Annotated in this window: 25 protein-coding genes; 12 read left to right on the top strand and 13 right to left on the bottom strand. The window is 46.0% G+C overall.

Annotation, left to right across the window (positions count from 1 at the left end; all coding sequences use genetic code 11):
- From ICE89_RS04540 to cls, 3 genes are read left to right on the top strand one after another with little or no spacing between them, the layout of a single operon-like run.
- A complete protein-coding gene (locus ICE89_RS04540) occupies positions 1-201 on the top strand; it encodes a hypothetical protein (protein WP_216265046.1) in 201 nt (66 codons plus the stop codon).
- Positions 201-953, top strand: a complete 753-nt coding sequence (locus tag ICE89_RS04535; RefSeq protein WP_216265045.1) for an endonuclease/exonuclease/phosphatase family protein — start codon at positions 201-203, stop codon at positions 951-953. Before ICE89_RS04540 ends, ICE89_RS04535 begins: the two co-directional genes overlap by 1 nt.
- Positions 950-2,428 carry a cardiolipin synthase gene (gene cls, locus ICE89_RS04530; RefSeq protein WP_216265044.1) on the top strand — a complete coding sequence of 493 codons (1,479 nt, stop codon included), beginning with the start codon at positions 950-952 and terminating at the stop codon, positions 2,426-2,428. The genes ICE89_RS04535 and cls overlap by 4 nt, the downstream gene beginning before the upstream one ends.
- Here the strand turns inward: cls and ICE89_RS04525 are convergent.
- Together ICE89_RS04525 and ICE89_RS04520 are read right to left on the bottom strand one after the other, a co-directional pair.
- Entirely contained in the window at positions 2,425-3,609 is a 1,185-nt protein-coding gene (locus tag ICE89_RS04525) for a CaiB/BaiF CoA-transferase family protein (RefSeq protein ID WP_216265043.1), read from the bottom strand. The genes cls and ICE89_RS04525 overlap by 4 nt on opposite strands.
- Before the next feature lie 12 nt (positions 3,610-3,621).
- Entirely contained in the window at positions 3,622-4,791 is a 1,170-nt protein-coding gene (locus ICE89_RS04520) for an acyl-CoA dehydrogenase family protein (protein ID WP_216265042.1), read from the bottom strand.
- A 147-nt stretch (positions 4,792-4,938) separates the two neighbouring features.
- On the opposite strand from ICE89_RS04520, the gene ICE89_RS04515 reads away from it, so the two are divergent.
- Entirely contained in the window at positions 4,939-5,451 is a 513-nt protein-coding gene (locus ICE89_RS04515) for a YqaA family protein (RefSeq protein ID WP_370625329.1), read from the top strand.
- An 8-nt stretch (positions 5,452-5,459) separates the two neighbouring features.
- Here the strand turns inward: ICE89_RS04515 and ICE89_RS04510 are convergent, their stop codons facing one another.
- The 8 genes from ICE89_RS04510 to ICE89_RS04475 form a co-directional block, all read right to left on the bottom strand.
- Positions 5,460-6,164, bottom strand: coding sequence for an ABC transporter ATP-binding protein (locus tag ICE89_RS04510; protein WP_216265041.1), 705 nt, complete (start codon positions 6,162-6,164; stop codon positions 5,460-5,462).
- A gap of 14 nt (positions 6,165-6,178) precedes the next feature.
- Positions 6,179-6,934: an ABC transporter ATP-binding protein gene (locus tag ICE89_RS04505; RefSeq protein WP_216265040.1), complete on the bottom strand. Its 756-nt coding sequence runs from the start codon at positions 6,932-6,934 to the stop codon at positions 6,179-6,181.
- Positions 6,934-7,893, bottom strand: coding sequence for a branched-chain amino acid ABC transporter permease (locus ICE89_RS04500; RefSeq protein ID WP_216265039.1), 960 nt, complete (start codon positions 7,891-7,893; stop codon positions 6,934-6,936). Before ICE89_RS04500 ends, ICE89_RS04505 begins: the two co-directional genes overlap by 1 nt.
- A 14-nt stretch (positions 7,894-7,907) precedes the next feature.
- Entirely contained in the window at positions 7,908-8,762 is an 855-nt protein-coding gene (locus ICE89_RS04495; protein WP_255558697.1) for a branched-chain amino acid ABC transporter permease, read from the bottom strand.
- A gap of 117 nt (positions 8,763-8,879) precedes the next feature.
- Positions 8,880-10,115: an ABC transporter substrate-binding protein gene (locus ICE89_RS04490; protein ID WP_251367780.1), complete on the bottom strand. Its 1,236-nt coding sequence runs from the start codon at positions 10,113-10,115 to the stop codon at positions 8,880-8,882.
- A gap of 75 nt (positions 10,116-10,190) precedes the next feature.
- Positions 10,191-11,432 (bottom strand): FAD binding domain-containing protein, encoded by a 1,242-nt coding sequence (locus ICE89_RS04485; protein WP_216265037.1) that lies wholly within the window; start codon positions 11,430-11,432, stop codon positions 10,191-10,193.
- Positions 11,433-11,441: 9 nt separating this feature from the next.
- A complete protein-coding gene (locus ICE89_RS04480; protein ID WP_216265036.1) occupies positions 11,442-11,900 on the bottom strand; it encodes a glyoxalase in 459 nt (152 codons plus the stop codon).
- 14 nt (positions 11,901-11,914) lie between these two features.
- Complete coding sequence (locus ICE89_RS04475; protein WP_216265035.1) at positions 11,915-12,607, bottom strand: TetR/AcrR family transcriptional regulator; 693 nt, start codon at positions 12,605-12,607, stop codon at positions 11,915-11,917.
- 112 nt (positions 12,608-12,719) lie between these two features.
- On the opposite strand from ICE89_RS04475, the gene ICE89_RS04470 reads away from it, so the two are divergent.
- From ICE89_RS04470 to ICE89_RS04445, 6 genes are all read left to right on the top strand, one after another.
- The gene (locus ICE89_RS04470) at positions 12,720-13,196 is read left to right on the top strand and encodes a CoxG family protein (RefSeq protein WP_216265034.1); all 477 of its coding nucleotides are present in this window, start codon (positions 12,720-12,722) and stop codon (positions 13,194-13,196) included.
- A 75-nt stretch (positions 13,197-13,271) separates the two neighbouring features.
- On the top strand, positions 13,272-14,126 hold the full coding sequence (locus tag ICE89_RS04465) for a xanthine dehydrogenase family protein subunit M (protein ID WP_216265033.1): 855 nt from the start codon (positions 13,272-13,274) through the stop codon (positions 14,124-14,126).
- Between the two features lie 42 nt (positions 14,127-14,168).
- Positions 14,169-14,678: a (2Fe-2S)-binding protein gene (locus ICE89_RS04460; RefSeq protein WP_216265032.1), complete on the top strand. Its 510-nt coding sequence runs from the start codon at positions 14,169-14,171 to the stop codon at positions 14,676-14,678.
- Positions 14,679-14,698: 20 nt separating this feature from the next.
- On the top strand, positions 14,699-17,095 hold the full coding sequence (locus ICE89_RS04455) for a xanthine dehydrogenase family protein molybdopterin-binding subunit (RefSeq protein WP_216265031.1): 2,397 nt from the start codon (positions 14,699-14,701) through the stop codon (positions 17,093-17,095).
- A 128-nt stretch (positions 17,096-17,223) separates the two neighbouring features.
- Entirely contained in the window at positions 17,224-18,000 is a 777-nt protein-coding gene (locus ICE89_RS04450; RefSeq protein WP_216265030.1) for a 3-hydroxybutyrate dehydrogenase, read from the top strand.
- 107 nt (positions 18,001-18,107) lie between these two features.
- Positions 18,108-18,701 (top strand): urate hydroxylase PuuD, encoded by a 594-nt coding sequence (locus ICE89_RS04445; protein ID WP_216263711.1) that lies wholly within the window; start codon positions 18,108-18,110, stop codon positions 18,699-18,701.
- Positions 18,702-18,776: 75 nt separating this feature from the next.
- Here the strand turns inward: ICE89_RS04445 and ICE89_RS04440 are convergent, their stop codons facing one another.
- The 3 genes from ICE89_RS04440 to ICE89_RS04430 all read right to left on the bottom strand — a co-directional run bounded on the left by ICE89_RS04440 (position 18,777) and on the right by ICE89_RS04430 (position 20,718).
- On the bottom strand, positions 18,777-19,946 hold the full coding sequence (locus tag ICE89_RS04440) for an NAD(P)/FAD-dependent oxidoreductase (protein WP_216265029.1): 1,170 nt from the start codon (positions 19,944-19,946) through the stop codon (positions 18,777-18,779).
- A 57-nt stretch (positions 19,947-20,003) separates the two neighbouring features.
- Positions 20,004-20,171, bottom strand: coding sequence for a rubredoxin (locus ICE89_RS04435; RefSeq protein ID WP_068321654.1), 168 nt, complete (start codon positions 20,169-20,171; stop codon positions 20,004-20,006).
- Positions 20,172-20,232: 61 nt separating this feature from the next.
- Positions 20,233-20,718, bottom strand: coding sequence for a rubrerythrin family protein (locus tag ICE89_RS04430; RefSeq protein ID WP_216265028.1), 486 nt, complete (start codon positions 20,716-20,718; stop codon positions 20,233-20,235).
- Between the two features lie 144 nt (positions 20,719-20,862).
- On the opposite strand from ICE89_RS04430, the gene ICE89_RS04425 reads away from it, so the two are divergent.
- Together ICE89_RS04425 and ICE89_RS04420 are read left to right on the top strand one after the other, a co-directional pair.
- Positions 20,863-21,768: a hydrogen peroxide-inducible genes activator gene (locus ICE89_RS04425; RefSeq protein WP_216265027.1), complete on the top strand. Its 906-nt coding sequence runs from the start codon at positions 20,863-20,865 to the stop codon at positions 21,766-21,768.
- Between the two features lie 71 nt (positions 21,769-21,839).
- Positions 21,840-22,940, top strand: coding sequence for an alkene reductase (locus tag ICE89_RS04420; RefSeq protein ID WP_216265026.1), 1,101 nt, complete (start codon positions 21,840-21,842; stop codon positions 22,938-22,940).
- The last annotated feature ends 174 nt before the right edge of the window (positions 22,941-23,114 follow it).

The following is a 23,114-nucleotide window of genomic DNA, read 5'->3' as shown; positions in this document are numbered from 1 at the left end:
ATGGCTGAAGTGGTTTGCCTCTGCAATGAGGTCCTCGACGTGGATTTGCGCGAATATTTAGATGCCCACCCAACAGACTCGATTGAGGAGTTGCGGGGGCAGGCATCGATTTGCAATAAATGCATGCAATGTCAAGATTTAGTCGAAGGTGAAATCTACTTGGCAAGAGTTCGACGACAGCGCGCAGCAGGTCAGTTTTAATGAGCTCCATCAAAACCACCCGTTTTACTATCTTAACTATGAATGTCCATAAGGGCTTATCACCTTTACATCGACACTCCACTATTTATCAGTTGCGCCAAAAAATGCGCAGCCAACATCCGGACCTATTATTTTTACAAGAGTTTCAGCAAGAGCATCGAGGTAGGATTCAGCGCTTTAGTCAATGGCCCCTGACAGAGTTAACGCACTTTCTCTCTGAAGGTTTTTGGCACGATTGGCATTACGGAAAAAATGTGGAGTATCGCGATGGACATCATGGTAATGCCATCCTCTCTAAGCATCCTCAGCAAAAAGGAAATAACTACGATATATCTGCATATCGTTTCGAAAAGCGCGGGTTGCTTCATAGCATCACAAAACTAGATGGCATAGAACAACCTATTCATTGTTTTTGTGTGCACTTGGCGCTCTTCGAGAGGGGTAGAGAGCGACAACTAGAGGCTATCATTGGACATATTCAGGATTTAACTCAAAATGGTCCCACGATCGTTGCGGGGGATTTCAATGATTGGCGTAATCGTGTGAGCGCACCCATGAAGGCTGCTGGTTTTGATGAGGTCTTTGAGGTGTTAACTGGATCCCCAGCAAAAACTTTTCCTAGTGTGAGGCCGCTATTGTCCATGGATAGAATTTATGTACGCGGATTAAAAATTCATTCTGCAAAAATTTTGCATGAATGGTTAAAGCTATCGGATCATCTAGGTATTACCGCTGAATTGGAACTCAAATGAATGACTTACTAAGCCTCTTTCTGAAACATTTGTTTGAGCTGAATTTAAATTGGCTTCTTCTGATTCATTTTTTATTGGTCACCTACTTTATTGGGGTCATCATTTCAGTAAGGAGGCCGGTAGGGGTTGCATTTGCTTGGATTTTTATTGTGATGACTTTCCCAGTGATGGGGATTTGTTTATATATATTAATTGGCGAACGTCCTGTAGGGCGTAGTTTGACGCGAAAAATTAAACGCATGAATCGAGAGTACGCGCAAATTACACAGCAACTATGTCAAGAATTTGCGAGCGAAAGAGCGAAACTGCCTATTGAAGCTAGGGCCTTAAGTCTTCTGGCTGAATCGAAGAACGGTACTCCGGTTGTGGATGGAAATAAAGTGGAGCTTTATACAAAGTCGCTAGACATTCTGCAGCTATTTATTGATGAGATTAATCAGGCTCAAAAGACTCTGAATATGGAGTTCTACATCTGGGCTTTGGGTGGGGACGCTGATCGAGTAGGTGAGGCCGTAATTGCTGCTTCAAAACGTGGGGTTGCTTGTCGCGTTTTATTAGATTCCTTAGGTAGCAAGCATTGGTTCAAGTCGTCTTGGCCAGCTCGATTCCGAAATGCGGGCATAGAAGTAACGGAAGCATTACCAATTCAGATTGGGCGCTTTCAGTTCCGTCGTGCAGATTTGCGCTTGCATCGAAAAATATTCATAGTAGATGGTTCGGTTGTCTGGACTGGCAGCATGAATTTGGTTGATCCCCGAACATTTAAACAAGACTCAGGAGTGGGAGAGTGGGTTGATGCCATGGTTCGCATTGAAGGTCCGGTAGCAGCCCAGTTTGAACTGACGTTTTCGTTTGATTGGAGTGTTGATAATCCTAAGATTACGCACTTCAATGATCGCTCCCCTCCGCCAGCCCCAAGAGAGGGTGGGGTTATCGCCCAGGAGTTTGCTTCAGGCCCGGTATATCGTGATGACATTTTGTATCAAGTAATGCTCTCTGCCATTATTGATGCGCGTGAGGAGCTTACTATTACTACTCCTTACTTTGGTCCGGATGATGGCTTGCTTCAAGCGCTCATGGCTTCCGCAAGACGTGGTGTCAATGTGACTTTAATTGTGCCAAAACTCAATGACTCGACTTTGGTAGCGTGGAGTAGTAAAAGCTTCTATCAGGACTTAATGGCATCTGGGGTCAGGGTTGCTGAATTTAAAGGCGGCCTCTTGCATACCAAGAGTCTGTTGATTGATGGTCGTATTGCGATCTTTGGCTCGGTGAATTTTGATCAACGTAGCCTGCGTTTGAACTTTGAAATTAGTTTGATTGTTTATAACGTTGATTTCTGTGCCAAGCTAGAGAAGTTAATTGAGTCTTATTTAGCACAATCAGATTATGTCGATCCTAAAGTCTGGGCGAAAAGACCAGCATGGCAGCGTTATCTTGAAAACGCTGCTCATCTTACTTCTCCGCTACTCTAAATGGCTCCGCTTGCTTTCATGCTGGCAATATCTGACTCCGTCATTCCTAATTCTTGAAGGATGGAGTGAGTGTGTTCGCCAACGGCAGGAATGGGGTCCATACGATAGTCGTAGCTATCATTGAGACCCGGTGGTAGTAGCGCAGCGATAGCGCCATTGGGGGTATCCACCTCAGTCCAGCGATTACGCGCCTTTAGTTGCTCGTGTTTCCAAAGGCCTTGCATATCATTCAGATGAGCGTTTGCAATTTGCGCTTTCTCGAGCCTGCCAATCAGTTGCTCAGAGGTGAGTTTGCTAAAGCAGGAATCAATGATTTCTAGTAGCTCAATGCGTTTTTCATTACGCTTGAAGTTGCGATCGAAGCGTTCATCTTTGGCAAGTGCAGGGTTCTCTAATACCATTTCGCAAAATTGCACCCATTCACGCTCATTTTGAAGTCCCAACATGACAGTCTTGCCATCGCCAGCTTTAAATGGGCCATACGGATAAATGGTCGCATGTGATGCACCGTTTCTAGGTGGTGGCTCTGCACCCTCATAGGCGTAATACATTGGAAAGCTCATCCACTCACCAAGTGATTCAAGCATGGAGATATCAATTACCGAGCCTTTGCCAGTTTTTCCTCTTTGCAAAAGGGCTGCCAAGATATTGGTATAGGCGTACATGCCCGCTGCAATATCCGCAATAGAGTTACCGGCTTTGCTGGGTGTTTCGGGTGTTCCTGTAATGGAAAGAAATCCTGCTTCACTCTGAATGAGTAAGTCGTAGGCCTTTTTGTCACGATAGGGGCCGTTATTCCCGTAGCCCGAAATATCACACAAAATCAGTTTTGGATTTTCTTTCTGCAAAATATCAGCAGTTAAGCCCATGCGAGCAGCAGCTCCTGGCGCCAGATTTTGCACTAAGACATCCGCGGTCTTCAACAGTGTCTTGAGTGTTGCAATGGCTGCTGGCTGTTTGAGATCTAAGGTCAAACTTTCCTTAGAGCGATTTACCCAAACAAAGTGAGAGCACAGTCCATCCACCTGGGTGTCATATCCTCTAGCAAAGTCACCGCTACCAGGGCGCTCAACCTTAATCACTCTTGCGCCTAAATCTGCTAATTGGCGCGTGCAGAAAGGTGCTGCAATGGCGTGCTCTAAAGAAACAACGGTAATACCATCTAATGGGCGAATACTCATAGCAACAATCCCTTAGAAAGATCTTGGTAGACCAAGAACATGCTCAGCAATATAGGAGTAGATCAAATTCGTTGAAATTGGCGCCACTTGATAGAGGCGAGTTTCTCTAAACTTACGCTCAATGTCGTATTCATTGGCAAAGCCGAATCCACCATGAGTTTGAAGGCAAACGTTAGCCGATTCCCAAGACGCTTTAGCGGCGAGGTACTTTGACATATTGGCTTCAGGCCCACAAGGCTGATGATTATCAAATAACTCACAAGCCTTAAAGCGCATCAGGTTGGCAGCTTCGGTCTCAATGTAGCTGTCGGCAATCGGGAACTGAATCCCTTGATTTTTGCCGATAGGGCGATCAAATACCACGCGGTCATTGGCATAGCGACGGGCGCGATCAATAAACCAGTAGGCGTCACCAATACATTCGGCGGCAATTAAGACGCGTTCTGCATTGAGGCCATCAAGAATATATTTAAAACCTTGGCCTTCGGTGCCGATGAGGTTCTCCGCAGGAATTTCAAGATTGTCAAAGAACACTTCGTTGGTTTCATGATTGACCATGTTGGCAATTGGACGAACTTCCATCCCTTTGCCAATGGCATCAGCAAGGTTCACGATAAAGATCGACATACCTTCGGACTTGCGCTGTACTTCATTGAGCGGTGTAGTGCGTGCCAGCAAGATCATCAAGTCAGAATGCTGAATTCTGGAGATCCATACCTTTTGACCATTGATTACATACTTATCCCCTTTTTTCACTGCGGTGGTTTTCAGTTTGGTTGTATCGGTTCCCGTAGTGGGTTCGGTAACCGCCATACTTTGGAGGCGTAGTTCTCCCGTTGCAATTTTAGGGAGGTACATTTGTTTCTGAGCTTCTGAGCCATGGCGTAATAAGGTACCCATGTTGTACATTTGCCCATGGCATGAGCCAGAGTTACCGCCAGAAAAGTTGATTTCTTCCATGATCACAGACGCTTCAGCTAGGCCCAAACCAGAGCCACCATATTCCTCTGGAATTAAAGCGGCTAACCAGCCAGCCTTAGTCATAGCATCGACAAAACTCTCTGGATATCCTCGCTCGTGATCAATCTTTTGCCAATAGGCAGAATCAAAAGAACCGCAAAGGTCGCGTAATGCTTCACGCATTTCTTGGTATTGGTCTGACTTGGGAATAGGGTGATTCATGAAAGTCTCAATTTATAGGTTTTATGGTGCATTTACCGTTTCAGGCATTAGTTTAAGCAAGATTTGAAATTCATGGAGAATCGGTAAAACAAGGCAAAATAGACTGATTGGGGTTAATGAACCCCTAGAAGGCATTACATAAGGGGTATGCGTTTCATGGAGCACGCACTTTCACATTTTTTTAGCTGGTTTGGAATGCCTTCAGTTGGCTTACCTGCGGTGTTTATCAGCGCTTTTGTTTCAGCAACCTTATTACCGATTGGTTCGGAGCCAATTTTGTTTGGTTACACCGCCTTGAATCCAGATTTGTATTGGGTTGCAATTATGGTTGCCGCTATTGGAAATACCTTGGGGGGCATGTTCGACTGGTGGCTTGGTCTCATTGCCCGTAGGAGCATGAAATCTGTTGGAGAGCCAAAAAATGCACGCCTCAAAGATTGGCTAGAAGCTTGGGGTCCAAAAATTCTGTTACTTTCATGGCTGCCTGGGTTTGGTGATCCCCTATGCCTTGCCGCTGGATGGTTGAAGCTTGCTTGGCAACCTTGCTTAATTTATATGTTCATTGGCAAGTTGCTGCGCTATCTGACCTTAACCTGGTTGCTGACTCTGGTGCCAGATAGCTTTTGGCATCAATTAGGGCATTGGCTGCACCTAATTTAATCAAGCGTTTAAACAGCACAATACTTCTGTTGAATCTCATCATTGTTTAAGAGATTTTGTGCAGTGTCATGGAAAACAATCTCGCCTTGATCGAGGATATAGGCTCGGTCAGAAATTTTCAGAGCTTGTTGAACGTTTTGCTCCACGAGGAGAATGGTTAGACCTTCTTGCTTTAGTTTGGCAAAAAGCTCAAACATTTCTTCAACCAAGACTGGCATGATGCCTTCTGAAGGTTCATCGAGCAAAATCACTTTAGGTTTGCCAATCATTGCCCTGGCGATTGCGAGCATTTGCTGTTCACCGCCCGACATTGAGGTGCCATCTTGATTTAAGCGTTCTTTAAGTCTGGGAAAAGTTTCAGCAATCTCATCAACTAGCGCACTCATATCGCCAGCCTTCTTCTTAGCGATCACGCCAAGCTCCAAATTTTCTTTGACAGTAAGTCCGGGAACAATACGGCGATCTTCTGGAACATAAGCTAGCCCTAGGTGAAAGCGCATATGGGCAGGTAAATCTAAAAAAGAAGTGCCATCAATGGAGGCTTTACCTTGACGCTTAGAGAGCAGGCCCATTAATGAGCGCAGGGCGGTGGTTTTTCCAGCGCCATTGCGACCCATCAAGGTAACAATCTCACCTTTATTAACTTCTAGAGAAATGCCTTGTAATACGTGACTGCGGTCATACCAGGCGTTTAAGTTTTCTACGCGCAACATAGTTTGCTTTCTATTTAACCTTGACCTAGGTACACACGACGTACCTCAGCATTATTTTGGATTTCTTCTGGTGTGCCTTCAGCTAAGAATTCACCATGATGCAAAACGATGATGCGTTTGCAAAGACCCATAATGAGCTTCATCTTGTGCTCAACCAAAATAACGGTTCGCTCACTAGCTAGATTTCGAATGAGATCCATCATTACAAGCGTTTCTTCTGGAGACATGCCGGCGGTGGGCTCATCCAGCAATAACAAGCTAGGATTGCAGGCTAAAGCCATTGCAATTTCTAGTGCACGTTGTTGACCATGAGCTAAGTCGCCAGTTTTCTTGTTTCGTAGATGTTCTAAGTTCACGCGATGGAGAAGCTGATCGGCAAGTTCAATAGGGCCTGGATAGCTTTGCGCATTGCGAAGAAAGTTGTACCGTGCCGTTTCCATCTGGGCGGCGACGCGAACGTTTTCATGAACGCTCAGCTGCTTAAAGACATTCGTAATCTGAAAGCTTTTGGAGATACCAATACGAGCAAACTCATGTTGCTGCATACCGGTAATATCTCTGCCATTAAATAAAATCTGGCCGCTGGTAGGGGGGAATGCGCCACTCAATACATTAAAGAAGGTACTTTTCCCTGCGCCATTTGGCCCAATGATGGCGGTAAGGGTTCCAGGCATAAAGCTGGTAGATACATCTTGTAATGCCTTGAACTTACCAAAGCTCTTGCTGACATGGCGCGCTTCAAGAATAGGGGTGATGGTTGCGCTATTCATTATTTGGAATCCTGATTGATTTGTAGCTTACTCAGAATGGTTCCCCAAATGCCCTTAGGGAAGAACAGTACAAAAAACATGAACACTAAACCAACGACAGCCATCCAATGCTTGGTGAAGGTGGTTACGACGTCTTCCAAATAGAGCATGACTGCTGCGCCGATGAATGGACCAAAGAAGGTGCCCATTCCACCGAGAATGCTCATCATGACTGCCTGACCAGACTGTAGATAGTGCAGAGAATCAATTGGCACGATAGAGAGGTGGAGGGCGCGCAATGAGCCTGCTAAGCCACAAATCGCCGCTGACAATACAAAAACCAATAGTTTGGTACGGGCTACGTCAAATCCACAAGCTGCTGCGCGCTTCTCATTCTCACGGATTGCTTCCATCACGGCGCCTAAGGGTGAGCTTAGGATGCGGGAAATAAGCCAAATGGCAATCACCACAAAGAAAAGAATGATGTAGTACTTCACTAGGGGATTTAAGAAGTCAACGGGGATGCCTAAGATGTTGAATTCATCTACGCGGACGCCGCGTAAACCATTCTCACCACCAGTAAGACTCTCTGCTTTGTAGAAGATGTAGTAAACAATTTGACCAAGCGCTAAGGTCACCATGGAGAAGTAGATGCCACGAGTACGAATAGCAAGGTAGCCCATGATCAGGCCACCAATAGCCGCACCAATAATGCCAACCAGAATAGCGGCACCCCAAGGTACGCCATAGTGAACAATGGCAATACCGGTGATGTAGCTGCCAATACCTAAAAAGGCTGCATGACCAAACGATAGAAGACCCATGTAACCAAATAGTAAGTTAAAGCCCATGGCAAATAAACCAAAGATCAAAATATTGATCGCCAGCGCTTCATACGGCATGATGAATGGAAAGACTGCTAAGAACAGCGTACTAGCTAGTTCGCGATGACGTGCAATGAGTTGGAAAAATGAATTCATAAATATTCGGAGCCTTAGCCCATCGCTCCTGCCTTACCAAATAAACCCTGTGGGCGAATTAACAGCACTACAGCCATCAGTACAAAAATGGAAAGCTCTGCTAAATCGGGGAAGAAGAGGGAGGTCATGCTGTAGACCACGCCCACTAACAAGCCAGCCACCACTGCGCCAACTGGTGAGCCCATGCCGCCAACAACAGTCACTACAAATGATTCCGCCAGAATGGGAATACCCATTTCTGGATTTACTGAACGCGTTGGTGAGGCCAGGATTCCGGAAAGGCCAGCAATTGCACAGCCCAATCCAAAAACCAAAAGCCACACCTTGGCAATATCAATACCAAGCACTTTCACGATTTCTTGATCGGCAGCGCCAGCTTTAATGATGAGGCCGTAACGCGTCTTTTGAATGAAGAACCAAACACCCAAAATAACGACAGCAGTTGCTGCAATTAGAAATAGGCGATATTTAGGGAAGTAACCAATGCCTACATTGACCGTTCCGCCAAGACCTTCCGGGGTGATTGAAGGTAAGCCTTCGATACCAAAGGTAACGCGCATTACTTCAATCAGGACGTATGAAAGCCCAAAGGTAAGTAGCAAAGGGTAATCCAAGCCGCGGCCATAGAGTGGTCTAACTAAAAAGCGCTCAGTGACAAGCCCTATGCCGCCTGTAAGCAATGGCGTTAGTACTAGGCTGAACCAAAAGCTTCCAGTAATGCCTAAGAAGTACACACCTAAAAATGCGCCCACCATAAAGAAGGCACCATGTGCAAAGTTCACCACGTTAAGCATGCCAAAAATAAGGCATAGGCCAAGGGCTAAAAGTGCATAAATGCTGCCCAAGGCGACGCCCGTAAGCAATTGCATGCAGAGAAGTTCGAATGAAAGACCGGTCATAAATGTACTCAGAAAAAACTCCCCTTTACCAAATGGTGCGGGGGAGTGGTTCAGGGTGAATAGGTCATCCACCCTGAAATTTTAAAATTAGGCTTTGTGACCTAGTTCTGCGCATGAACGCATATTTTTCTCAGTAGTAGGTTCAATCGTCAAAATATTGAAGACGTCATACTTGTCTTTCATATTCTTAGATTTAGACTCTACGATGATGACGGTTTGCACGGCCTGATGGTCGCACTTACGATAGTACTCAGGCCCCTTGTACCAGTCGTACTTCATATTCTCCATTGCTGTAACCACTTTTAGGGTATCAGTAGATTTTGCAATCTTCACCCCAGCTAAGACGCTCTTCACACCAGCGTAGCCTAGTGCGCCATAGTCAGACGGCACGGAGCCGTTATACATTTTGCGGAAAGCATCGTTAAATGTTTTTGCTGTTGGGATGCGATCTTCCAGACCCCAGTAATAGGATGTGCCGCCGATAATGCCTTCGAAGGCTTCAGGGCCACCTGCAAGGCGTGAGGTATAGAGGAGTACTGGTGTAACAATCTTCATGCTGGATTTAAGGCCAAAGTCAGTACATTGTTTTGCTGCATTGACCAAGTCGCGACCAAAGTTACAGAGCACCAAAATATCTGGATTCAAAGCTTTAATGCGTGGCAAGAAAGCAGAGTAGTCAGAAGCACCTAATGGATGGCGAATATCAGCCAAGGTAGTAGCACCCATTTCTTTGCCTGCACGCTCAAAAGCGCGGACCATTTCATGACCGTAAGCATAGTCTGCTGTTAAGAACACAATTTTTTTACCAAAACGTGGGATGGAGTAACGCGCTACAGCGCCAGCCGTCATCGTTGGGTTCAGGGCCTCATGGAATGTATAGACGCTCCAGTCTTTCGCTTCGTTAATCGCATCGGATTGGCTAATGGAATTAAAGAGAACCTTACGCTCCTTACAAACAGCATTGATCGATAGTTGTGTCGCTGCAGAAAGTGAGCCAACTACAAAGTTCACCTTGTCTTTTTCAATTAACTCTAATGTGCGTGTTGCTGCTTCGCCAGGATTGAGCTTGTCGTCACGCACTAAGAGTTCTGCTTTGCGTCCATTAAAGCCGCCTGCATCGTTAAACTCTTTAATGGCTAATTCAGCAGCTTTCACCTGATCCTGAGCTTCTGCTGAGAAGGGCCCTGTCAACGGCGTCGGAAAGCCGATCTTGATAGTGTCAGCCTGAGCATTTGCTACGTTTAACCAAAGTGGGGTGCTTGCTGCTGCGGCTCCACCAATCAACATCTTGCGTCTTGTTTGATTCGTTACTTTTTGTTTCATGGTTGTCTCCTCCATATAAAACTTTGTTAAATAAGAATACTTTTTATTTTTTTAAATCTTAACTGAATGCGCCTTTTAGTGCGCAGATTCAGGTACTGCTTTCCCTTGAGCTAATAGATCGCTGATATCAATTGCGGTTTCCGCCATCACAGTATCGGCATTTCTTTTTAACTTCTCGTTATCCCTATTGCCCTTGCTTCCTTGGGCTTGCATATAGCGACCCAAATACTGGGCTCTAGCCACTACTTGCTGACCTAGCTTTAAGCGCTCTTCGCTATATGCATTGAGGGCTGCTGGAGTAGCGCCATGCGCGGCAATATGCTTGGCTATCACAATAGCTTCATCACCAGCCTTAGTGACACCCATTCCTACGTGCGGCCTGCCAACAAAAGCAGCATCACCCATGAGCGCGATTCTGCCAAAGACAATTTGTTCGGAGCGTACGTCATAAATGGCTTGTAAAAATGGCGCGGCTGTTTTTTCTAATATCTCTGCGTACTGTGGCGCCAAGATCTCCTGTGCGACTTTACGCATGTGGGCAATATGCCTCCAAGACACCTTGAGGGGCGGGATACCGGTGGGGTAATAATGGCCATCATCGTCTGTGAGAAGGCTTATTAATTCTTCATGCTCAGAAGCTGGGCGATACCAAACAAAGTTATAGCGACGCTTTCCTGGGCGCGTGTCATTGCCAGAGCCAGCAACTGGGTAACCCAGCATTTGCTCGCCATTGGGCAAACAAAAGCCAAAGCGATTAAATAGAGTGTCTAAGGTGTTCCTTGATAAGCAGGCTTCGTCACATACGCCACGCCAAGCTATATAGCCAGCATATTCAGGTTGAATTTGTGGTGCGACTTGCGCTCGCACTGCAGAGCGTATGCCATCGGATGCGATGAGCAACTCAGCATCATATTGACTGCCATCTTCACAAAGCACCTGTACAGCGTTCGCATCTTGCGTAACCGACTTCACTGTCTTACCTTGAAGGTAGCGCTCGCTTGGAAAGCTTTCTTTGAGCATGTGATACAGGCGACTCCAAGAGGTTAATACTTGAGGTAATTGCATTTCGCCCAAGCTTTGACCATCAGCACCCAAAGTGACACGCTTAGTCACAGGTACGCCGAGTGTTTCATCAACAGTCACTCCAGCAGCGCGTAGCGCTTCAGCCAAAGCATCGTGGGTCACAATGCCGGCACCACGACCGTCCAAAGATCCAACAGTCTTTTCTAGCAAAGTAACGTCATGCCCTTGGCGCAGCAAAATATTTGCCACAAACAAACCACCAAGAGAGCCGCCTACAACTAGAATTTTTGCCATCAATAGCTCCTATGCCGCTTTCGCATCCAGAGCAGCTTTTTCTTCAGCCGGGTAATTGAGTTCAATAACCACTCCATTAGGATCATCCAAAAAGATTTGGTGAAGCTTTAATACGGGGACAGTGCGCTCGCGATAAGAAACATTGAGTTTCTTTAGGAGGGCAATTTTTTCTTCTAGACCAGTCGCAAAAAAAGCAATGTGATCTACTGCGCCAGATCCATGGAGTGTGCTGGGGTCGCGTTCACCTAAATATTTTTTCAGTCCGTTCGGATCATTTTTGTCGATAGCAATGAGGTGCAAGACCGCATTAGCCCAACTACTCTCATCACCGTTGTATAGCCATACGCCTGGAAAAGGGAATTCAGGTCTTGGACCAACAGTCAAGCCAAGGAGCTTACTAAAAAATTCAGTCGTTTTTTCAATCTCGAGACTGCGGATGGAGAAGTGATTTAGGCTTAGATTAGACATGGATACCTTTTGAATTAAGCAAATAATGATTTAGCGGAGTGGAGGTAAGACTGCACTCGGTCGCGAATGATTTCTTGTTCTGTATTGGGGCTTTCGGCGGCATATATGGCTTGTCCATAGATCCAGCGCCTCATGCCGATATAGAAAATGCCACCATGCAGTCCCATGAGAAATTCAAGCTCACGCTGGGTGGGCTTTGATGTATCAGACCTACCGCAATACTTGCGAGTTTCGCGAATGAGTCTTGGTAATAAGCGCGTGCGCAAGAGCTCGAAGAAGCGATCGCTAATAGAGTGATCACTTAAGCCAGAAAAAATTAAAATGCGCACAAAGTCATAAGTTAAAACTGTGTTGGAGTAGTCCAAATAGAAGGCATTGAATTTTTCTTCAGGGGTAAGCGAGTCATCATCCAGTAAGTCTTCCCACTCAGGCTTCCAGCGAGATTCAAAAACCTCTTTATAAACTTCCTGAATCAGCGCATCTTTAGTTGGGAAGTAGTGATAAAGCAGGGTATGGGTGATGCCTAATTCTTTAGATAAATTTCTTAACTGGCCATCGATGCCATTTCTAGCGAAGAACTGAATGGCGCTGTCCAATATTTGGCGTTTACGCTCGGCTGTCCCCATTCTTTTTCTAGTGGGCGCCATGGATCCTTCTGAAATTTCAGCAGTATTTGGGCTAGTAACGCTATCTTCAGTAAAACGCATGGATTCTCAGGGTTTATCCGAATTTGGACTTATTGACCAAAAGTTAAATAATGGTACATTGTTGAACAATTGGTAGATAAGACTCTATTCGTACAAACCCCAAGGAGATCAAATGGAATTAAATGGCGAGCAACTCATATCCGCTCCAATCCCCGAGGTATGGAAGGGTTTGAACGATATTGACGTGTTGGCCAAGTCCATTCCTGGCTGCGAGGAGATCAGTCGCATCTCCCCAGAAGAGATTCATGCCAAGGTGATGTTCAAGATTGGGCCCGTTAGAGCCCGTTTTGCTGGGAAATTACTCTTAAGCGACATTATTCCGGACCAGTCTTGCTCTATGGCCTTTGAAGGGTCTGGCGGGGCAGCAGGGTTTGCTAAAGGTAAGTCACGAGTGGAGCTAAAGCAAGCCGAAGGAGGTACTTTGGTCTCTTATACAACGGAAGCCTCGATTGGTGGCAAGTTAGGTCAAATTGGCGGTCGCTTAATTAGCGCATCGGCAAAAAAGATTGCAGATGATTTTTTTCAGAAGTTTGCAAAGGAATTAGGCGGGGAGACAGTGGCGTTGGAGTCAGACGCTGGTGGTAATTAAAAAAGCAGCAATAAAAAAGTAGCGCAAAAAATAAAAAGCTAAAAAGCTTAATACATTAGTGGTGGAGGAGACTTAATGAAATCTGCAGCATTTGATTATGTAAAGCCCAAGGCATTGCAAGAAGCCCTTTCTTTACTTGAGCAAGGCGGCGATGATGCGCAATTAATTGCGGGTGGGCAAACTTTATTGGCCACTTTGAATATGCGTTTGTCAGAGCCGACGGTGTTGATTGATATTACCGATATTGCTGAACTCAAAGGTATTTCGGTGGTTGGCGATAGTCTGCGTATTGGCGCTCTAGTGACTCATACTGAAATTGAAGATTCAGAATTAGTTGCAAAACATGCCCCACTTCTAAAAGCTGCCGCTCCACATATTGCTCATCGTGCGATTCGTAATCTCGGTACTTGGGGAGGCTCACTAGCATATGGTGACCCAGCCGCTGAATGGCCTGCTTGTAGCTTGACTCTGCGTGCCACCATGGTGATTCATGGCCCAGCGGGTGAGCGCCGAATTTCTGCAAACGATTTTTTCATTGACTTGTATACAACCTCATTAGAGTCCGATGAAATTCTCGTAGCGACTGAGATTCCATTGGCAAGCAAGCAAGAAGTTTTCTATTTTCATGAGCTGGCTAGACGTCATGGCGACTACGCGGTTGCGGGTCTGGCTGCAGTTGCACAGAAGCAAGGAGACGTTTTGACTCACTGTGCCTTCACATTTTTTTCAGTTGGCGCTACGCCAGTAATGGCAACTAAAGCTCAGGATTTAATCAATGGCCAAAAACTCAACGATGAGTTAATTATTAAGGCCGTAGCCGAAGCGCGTAATGAAATCGAAGCAATTGCAGACATTACCAATAGTGCAGAGGCGAAACAACATTTAATTGGTGTATTGCTTGAGCGTGGACTCAAGCACATGATTGCTTAATGCTCTAAGGGCAAGCATCGGCAAAAGAATTCGGAGATCAAAATGAGTTTGAAGAAAAAAATTTCAATGACCGTGAATGGTCGTCTCGTCAACGCAGAGATTGAGCCACGCAGACACCTGGTGGATTTTTTACGCGAAGATTTGCATTTAAAAGGCCCTCACTTGGGTTGTGAGCAGGGTGCGTGCGGAGCTTGTACCGTCAAGGTAGATGGGCAAATCATTCGCGGATGCCTATTTTTGGCAGTACAGGCGGATGGTAGCGTGGTTGAAACGGTCGAAGGTCTCACTAAAAATGGTGTTTTGACAGATCTACAAGAATCATTTATGCGCCACAACGCTATGCAGTGTGGCTTCTGCTCCTCTGGCATGTTGTTAGCTGCAGCAGAGTTGATTGAGAAACAACCAAAAGCAACGCGTGAACAAGTGCGCGAATGGATCTCAGGTAATTACTGCCGTTGCACTGGTTACCACTCTATCGTCGATGCAATCGTCGATGTATTAGATGCTCGTGCCAAGGGCCAAAAAATTAAACCTGTCCTTGCTAACGTCTAAGGTATTAAGGAAAACGTATTATGAATAAGCCAAGTGATTTAAAAGGAATGGTGCTCGATCCCGTAACAAATGATCAGCGATATATAGGTCATAGCGAACCACGACATGGAGCTCGGAGACTGCTTGAAGGTCAGGGCACTTACATTGACGATATTCAATTGCCTCGTATGGCGCATGTAGTGTTCTGGCGCTCCCCAGTAGCGCATATGAAAATCGGCAAAATTCATACAGAGCATGCCAGCAAGATGCCTGGAGTGCTTGCGGTAGTTGATGGTGTGCAAATGGCAAAAATTTGTAAGCCTTGGGTGGCCACTTTAGGTCACCTAGTCGGCATGAAATCTGCCCCTCAGCACGCCTTAGCAATTGATCGTGCTTGTTGGCAGGGTGAGCCGGTGGTGGCGGTGGTTGCAGAAACTAGGGCGCAGGCGGAAGATGCTCTGCAGCATATCGATGTTGAGTGGGAAGAGTTACCGGCAGTCGTCTCTATGGAAACCGCGCTTGATGCAGATACTCCGGTTATTCATCCTGATCTTGGCGATAATTTATGTTTTACCCGTAGCCTCGATGTTGGTAATGTGGATGAAGTCTTTGCAACTGCTGATGTGGTAGCAGAAGCTACTTTTGGATTTGGGCGCCATACCGGTGTAACACTTGAGCCGCGCTGTCAGATTGCAGATTACAACCCAGGCGATCGTCGCCTCACTGTGTACCACTCGCAACAAGCGCCACACATGATGCAAGATCTGTATTGCCGTCAGTTTGGTCTTTCAGAATCAGATGTGCATGTCATTTGTAAGGATGTTGGCGGATCTTTTGGTATTAAGGTGCACGCCTATCCAGATGACTTCGCTACCGTAGGGCTTGCACTGATGCTTGAACGCCCCGTGAAGTTTGTTGCGGACCGTCTTGAATCATTCACTAGTGATATTCATGCGCGTGAGCATCGTATTAAAGGACGTATAGCCGCCAATAAGGCGGGCGATATCTTAGCCTTTGAGATCGATGATCTGACTGCAATTGGTCCATACTCCATGTTCCCTAGAACTAGTGCTATTGAAGGCAATCAAGTCGTGAACTTGGTGGGTGGTCCTTATAAGCATCAAAACTATCGCGCTAAGTTGAATGTCGTTTTTCAGAATAAAACACCAACCTGTCAGTATCGTGGCGTAGGCCATCCGATTGCTTGTGCTGTGACCGAAGGCTTGGTAGATTTGGCTGCGCAAAAATTGCAAATGGATCCACTCGAGTTCCGTAAGCGCAACGTGATTCCGGATGATGCTTATCCTTGCTCCGGAATTTCTGGAATTAAGTTAGAGGTTCTCTCACATGAACAATGTTTACGAACCATCGAAAAAATGATGGACTATTCCGCCTTGCGTAAAGAGCAGGCTGAGTTGCGCAACAAAGGAATCTATCGCGGTATTGGAATTGCAACATTGATTGAGCTAACCAATCCAAGTCCCGCTTTTTATGGTGTGGGTGGCGCACGTATTGCCTCGCAGGATGGTGCTACTGTTCGCATGGATCCTAGCGGGGTAGTTTCGGTATTGATTGGTGTTGGTGAACAAGGTCAGGGCACTGAAGGCATCTATACCCAGATTGCCGCTGATGCTGTTGGCGTTCCAATCGATCAAGTGCGTGTTATTACTGGCGATACCGATGTCACTCCTTACGGTGGCGGTACCTGGGCATCACGTGGAGCTGGTGTTGGCGGTGAAGCAGTTCTCTTGGCTTCTCAAGCCCTGCAAGAAAACATCATTAAACTTGCGGGCGCTATTTTGAATCGACCTGTTACTGAATTAACTGCCCGTCGTGGATATATCCTTGATAAAGCGACCGGTGAGCAATTATTGCCCTTTAGTGAAGTGGGTAGAGTGGGTTATTTCCGCACGGATACTTTGCCGGCTGGATTTTCTGCTGATCTCATGGTGACGCGTCACTACACACAAAAAGAATATCCATTCATCTTTACGAATGGAGTGCAAGCGTCTTACGTTGAGGTTGACCCAGAAACAGGCTTTGTAAAGCTATTGAAGCATTGGGCAGTAGAAGACTGCGGTCGTGTTATCAATCCAATGTTGGTCAATGAACAAGTGCGCGGTGCAATCGTTCAGGGTATTGGTGGCGTTCTGTTCGAAGAGTGTCTCTATGACGAAAGCGGCTTGTTACGCAATGGCAGCATGGCAGATTATTTAGTGCCGATGGCCAATGAAATGCCGGACATTGAGGTTGCTCACATAGAGACACCTACCCAATCTTCAAAATTGGGTGCCAAAGGGGCGGGTGAAGCAGGTACGGCTGGAGCGCCAGGCGCAGTCCAAAATGCTATCAATGATGCCTTGGCACCATTGAATGCAGCGGTCTTTGATCAGCCTATCACCTGTGAAAAGATCCTGCGGGCTCTCAAGAAAATCTAGCTTTTAATGGATTCTGGCCACCCTGGTGCATCACCTCCGGGGGTGGTTCAGCCCATCCTGTAACATCCAGTTTTGGGGCCCATAAAGCAGTCTGCAGCCCTTTTGGTTAACTTTATACGGTAAATGATATGTCCACATTAAAAGGTAAAACAGCCCTAGTTACTGGCTCCACTAGCGGTATTGGCTTGGGAATGGCTATTGCACTGGCTAAACAAGGCGTCAACATCATGGTCAATGGTTTTGGCGAGAAAGATGAAGCCATTGCTCAAATTAAAGCCTGTGGTGTAGAGGTTGATTACCATGGCGCTGATATGAGCAAACCCGCTGAGATTGAAGACCTGATCAAGCAAACAGAGAAGCGTTTTGGCTCGCTTGATATCTTGATTAATAATGCCGGGATTCAGTACACCGCGAACATTGAAGAGTTTCCAACAGATAAATGGGATGCCATTATTGCCATTAATTTAAGTTCGGCATTTCATACAACACACCATGCCTTACCCGGTATGAAAAAACGCAACTGGGGCCGCATTATTAATATCGCCTCAGTACATGGCTTAGTAGCTTCTACTCAGAAGGCTGCCTATGTTGCCGCTAAGCATGGCATTGTTGGATTAACTAAAGTGACGGCTTTGGAAAATGCGCGTACTGGCATTACTTGCAATGCAATTTGCCCGGGTTGGGTATTAACTCCGTTAGTTCAGAAGCAGGTAGACGCGCGCGCAGAACGCGAAGGCATTTCCAATGAAGCAGCAAAGACCGCCTTGGTATCTGAAAAGCAGCCATCTGGAGAGTTTGTGAGTCCAGAGCAATTGGCAGCCTTAGCGGTTTTCCTCTGTGGGCCAGACGCCTCTGAAGTTCGTGGAGTGGCTTGGAATATGGATGGTGGTTGGACAGCTCAATAAGAGCTAAGTCATTATTTTTAGTCAGAATTCTGGATTTTGGTATATACGAACAAAATCAGTAGAATCGTTTATAGTTAACCCCATTATTACAACTAGGAGATCCTTTAATGGCATCAATCTTAACCTCTTTGGGACGTACCGTATTTGCCGGTTTTGTCCTTCTCGCCCTCATTGTTTTAGGTTTTGGCAGCAACTTTAATTCCGCCGAGCTTCCATTTGTTTTCCGTTGGCTGCACGTGATGTGTGGTGTGATGTGGATTGGTCTGCTCTGGTACTTTAACTTTGTGCAAATTCCTTCGATGCCAAAGATTCCCGATGAGCAAAAGCCAGCCATTGGTAAGGTGATTGCTCCAGCAGCGTTATTTTGGTTCCGTTACGCAGCTTTGTTTACTGTACTAACTGGTTTGATTGTTGCTGCTTTAAATGGTTACTTACATCAAGCCTTCACATTGCAAGCTCCATTCCGTGCAATCGGTTTGGGTATGTGGATTGCCTTAGTAATGGCCTTTAACGTTTGGTTCATTATTTGGCCAAATCAAAAACGTGCTCTTGGCATCGTTGCTGTTGAAGCTGATGTTAAGGCAAAATCTGCTCGCGTTGCCATGTTGACATCCCGCATCAACACATTGTTGTCTATTCCAATGTTGTTTTTGATGAGCGCTCAATCACACAACACTACATGGTTTGTAATCGTTTCTTAATCATTACCAACTGCATAAATAAAAGGCCCGCATCGCGGGCCTTTTTGTTTGATCAATCAAATCAATCTAGGAGATTTAAGCCAGAATAGCTGGCAGCTCCTTGGTGAGGGCGCCACGTTGTGCGGTGGCGGTACCCATCAATACAAAGCCCAACAACTTGCCATCAGCCGATTCAAAACGAGACTCTAGACCACCTTCAATGGAGGTTGTCGTCCAATTACCTTCGGCACCTTTAGCCGGTGGAGAAACAATTGTGGCTAAGGCGGGGGTTTTGACCATCACTGGCATTGCTGGATAGGTAAGTGCGGTAGCTTGTCCGATTAATGTAGGTGCTAATGCTCTTGCTGCTTGCATGATGGGCATCACGTAAGGCAGAACTAAGCCATCTACCTCTGCGCAATCTCCAATAGCAAAGATATTTTTAATATTGGTTTCGAGTTCACGGTTTACCTGAATGCCAGCTCCTGTATTAATGCCACATGCTTTAGCTAATTCAATTCTAGGCTTCAGACCAACAGCCGATAAAAATACGTCGCAAGAGATTGTGTTGCCATTAGCTAGTGTCACCTGCAAAGAATTTCCGTGACGATCAATCGCTTGCACCGTTGTAGAAAGGTGCCAACGCACGCCAGCCGTGCTGAGTTTCTCCTGCAGCTCCAGAGCTGCAGCTTCAGGCAATAGGCGACCCAGAGCCTGTGGAGCTAAGTCAATCACATCTACTTCATAACCGCCCAGTACTAGATCGTTGGCGAATTCACAGCCAATCAGGCCTGCACCCAGAATAGCAACCTTCTTTTTTCCAGAGATTGCATTGCGAAAGCGCGCATAGTCTTCTAGATCGTTTACTGTGATGACTTCCTTAGCAGCGCTCCCTTGGAGTGGGAGACGAATTTGATCGGCGCCCAATGCCATTACCAGTTTTCCATAAGGCACCTCACCTTTATCGGTTTGAATGGTTTGTGCGCTAGGATTAATTGAGGTGACATCACGCTCACCCAAGACGGTCATTTCTAGTTGAGTTGCCATGCCATCAGCTGGCGTGGAGATTAATTGCACTGCTTCTTTCTTGCTCGCAAGAGCGGTAGAAAGCATAGGTTTGGAATAAAAATAACCAGGCTCCCGTGTAACCAGTGTAATGGGGACTGCTTTATCCAATTTTCGGATTTCGCGGATAACGGTGTAGCCAGCCAATCCACTGCCAATGATGACAATAGTGGATTGGGATTGGGGGGTGGTTTGATCCAAAGCTGGGCTCTCCAAATGACGAATGGGTAAAAAAGGCAATGGGTTGCTGAAGTGGTCTTAGCTTACCTGAACCATCTCAAAGTCTGCTTTTGCTACACCACAATCAGGGCATTCCCAATCTTCTGGTACATCAGCCCAGAGGGTTCCAGCTGGAATACCATCTTCTGGGATTCCTTTGGCTTCGTCATAAATATAGCCGCACACGATACATTGGTAAGTTTTCATTTTGATTCCTTAAATAGTCTGTTGATTTTAAATTTAATTTCTAATTATTTCTGGGCCCGTTTTATTGGGTCGCAAAAACCTTTGCTTTTTCCAAAGCCTTCTTGTAATGGTTTGCGTGACGCTCTTCAACGTTTGCTAACGCAGCGAAACGTTTTGCCGCTTTAGCCAATACCGCCTGAAATTGCTCAGCATGCTCTTTAGATTCCGCAATTTGCTCATCGATTTCTTGTATGGCCGTAGCATTGCCTTCTTCAACTGCCGTTTTCCGAAAGGATGGATACATTTCGGTGTATTCATAGGTTTCGCCTTCAATAGCAATCTCTAATGCTTTTGCTGGAGTGACGGTGCCAGCAGGGTAGAGTAAGTCTAAGTGGCCAAAGGCGTGCATCACTTCTTGGTCAGCAGTAGCTTCAAAGATCTTTGCGGTTTCTTCGTCGCCAGCTGTGCGAGCTAATTTAGCAAAGTAACGATACTTAATATGAGCCATGGATTCGCCGGCAAAGGCGGACTCCAAGTTTTGGATGGTTTTGATTTCTGGGCGTGCCATTTTGCTTCCTTTCAAATTACATTTAGTTTGTTGAGTCTTCTTTACTGCTTTCTCAACCATGGATGCAGTGTGCGCCTTATTTCTTAATCAGTCCAATGAATCATTATGATAGTATTTATCTAATTATTCGATAATGGAGTGAAAATGGCTTATTTACCGTCTTTAAGGCAACTAGGGTATTTCGTTGCATTGGCGAAGGAGCTCAATTTCACACGCGCAGCTCAAGCCTGTTTTGTTGGCCAGTCGACTTTAAGTGCTGGTCTGAAGGAGTTGGAGGATGCATTGGGGATCCATTTGGTGGAGCGTGATCGACAGAATGTATCTATCACTCCAATAGGTTTGGAGGTTCTTGAGCGTGCTAAATTAATCTTGGCGGCATCTGAAGATTTAGTGGAGTATGCGGGCGCAACTGGTAAACCCATGACTGCCACAATTCGTTTGGGCGTCATACCAACTATTGCACCATTTTTATTGCCAACAGTACTTCCGCAAATACGCAGTCGTTTTCCAGAACTTAAAATCACACTCAGAGAAGATCTCACTGCCAATCTGCTCTCTAGATTAGCTGAGCATAAATTGGATTTTGCTTTGATAGCACTTCCATATGATGTTGAGGGTCTTCTGGTTCAGGAATTATTTGACGACCATTTTTGGTTGGTTGCGAAAGAAGGTGATCCGGCCCTAAAGGGAAAAGAAGTGACCTTACCTGCCAAGATGGCTGAACGCCTCTTGCTACTTGAAGAAGGACATTGTCTACGAGAGCATAGCTTGCAAGCATGCAAGCGCACTGACATTCGAAAGGCTGAGGGGATGGAAGCTACTAGCTTGTTGACCTTGTTGCAAATGGTGGAGTCTGGACTTGGTATTGCCTTGCTTCCTGGAATGGCCGTAAAAAGTAGTCTATTGAATAACTCTGAGTTAGTCGCAAAAGAGCTGGCCGCACCAGCACCCAAAAGAGTGATTGCTTTAGTTGCGCGACCCTCTACTGCACATACTCAAGAATTTAACGCGCTAGCAGATTGCATACGCGAACAATTTGGAACTGCATAATCACATGCTAAGCAAAATTTTCTAATCCTTGTTACAGTCAACCCTCTTTTTACTTATTTAAAAGGCAGCAAATGTCAGGCAAAGAAATTATGTTCACTCCGGTAAATCTGGGGGCACTTCATTTAAAAAACCGTTTGGTAATGGCGCCGCTCACGCGAATGCGTGCAGTTGATGGTGATGTTCCTAATCCGTTAGCGAAAACCTATTACGCGCAACGTGCGAGTGCCGGACTCATTATTACTGAGGCAACACAGATTTCTCCACTGGGCAAAGGTTACCCAGCGACGCCTGGAATTTATTCGGCGGAACAAACCAGTGCATGGAAAGAGATTGTTGGGGCAGTTCATGCCAAGGGTGGTGCGATTGTTGCGCAGTTGTGGCACGTGGGCCGCATCTCCCATTCTTCCTTGCATCCAGAGCAGGGTGTACCTGAGGCACCCTCCGCAATTGCTGCGGCTGGTCAAACGTATGGCTCAGATTGGAAGCTCCACGACTATGAGACTCCAACGGCAATGAGTTTAGAGGATATCGCTCGCTTACTCAAAGAGTTTGAGGCGGCAGCTCAGAATGCAAAAGCTGCAGGCTTTGATGGTATTGAAATTCACTCAGCTAATGGCTACTTGCTGGATCAGTTCTTGCAAGATAAAACCAATCAACGTACGGATGAATATGGCGGCTCGATCGACAATCGCCTGCGCCTATTGGGTCAGGTCATCGAGGCTGTAAGCAAAGTATTCCCGAGCGATAAAGTGGGGGTTCGCCTTTCACCATACGGTACTTTCAACGATATGGGTGACAGTGATCCGGTAGCATTATTCACTGCTGCAATTAAGAAGCTTAATGGCTATAACTTAGCTTACGTGCACATGATTGAGCCTCGCTCAACCAGTGCCGGAGGTGGCGATCAAGTCTTTGAAGATGCGCCTATTACCTCAGAGATGTTCCGTGCTGCTTATCAAGGCAAATTTATCACCGCTGGTGGGTATGACCAAGCTATGGGTGAAAAAGTATTAGAAGAAGGTCTGGCTGATGCAGTGGCTTATGGACGACTTTATATTTCTAATCCAGATTTAGCGGAGAGATTTCAGCAGGGTGCCCCTCTGAATGCTTATAACCGCGCTACCTTTTATGGTGGCAAAGAGGTGGGTTATACAGACTACCCAACTCTCTAATACGACCCCAAAGTCTTGGGGTGCTGAGTTAATAATCCCGCCCAAACTGAACTGACCCCCAAAAGTTGGACGTTATGTCCAACCAAGGGGGTTTTGTTTTATGAGCAAGTACAGCAAGCAGTTCAAGCTAAAGGTAGTTAAAGAGTTCTTAAAATTTGGCGGTCTAAAGCGGGT

The organism is Polynucleobacter sp. AP-Kaivos-20-H2, from assembly GCF_018882215.1.
Lineage (GTDB): Bacteria > Pseudomonadota > Gammaproteobacteria > Burkholderiales > Burkholderiaceae > Polynucleobacter.
The sequence above is the reverse complement of the archived record's forward strand: the minus strand, read 5'-3'. Positions and strand labels throughout refer to the sequence as shown.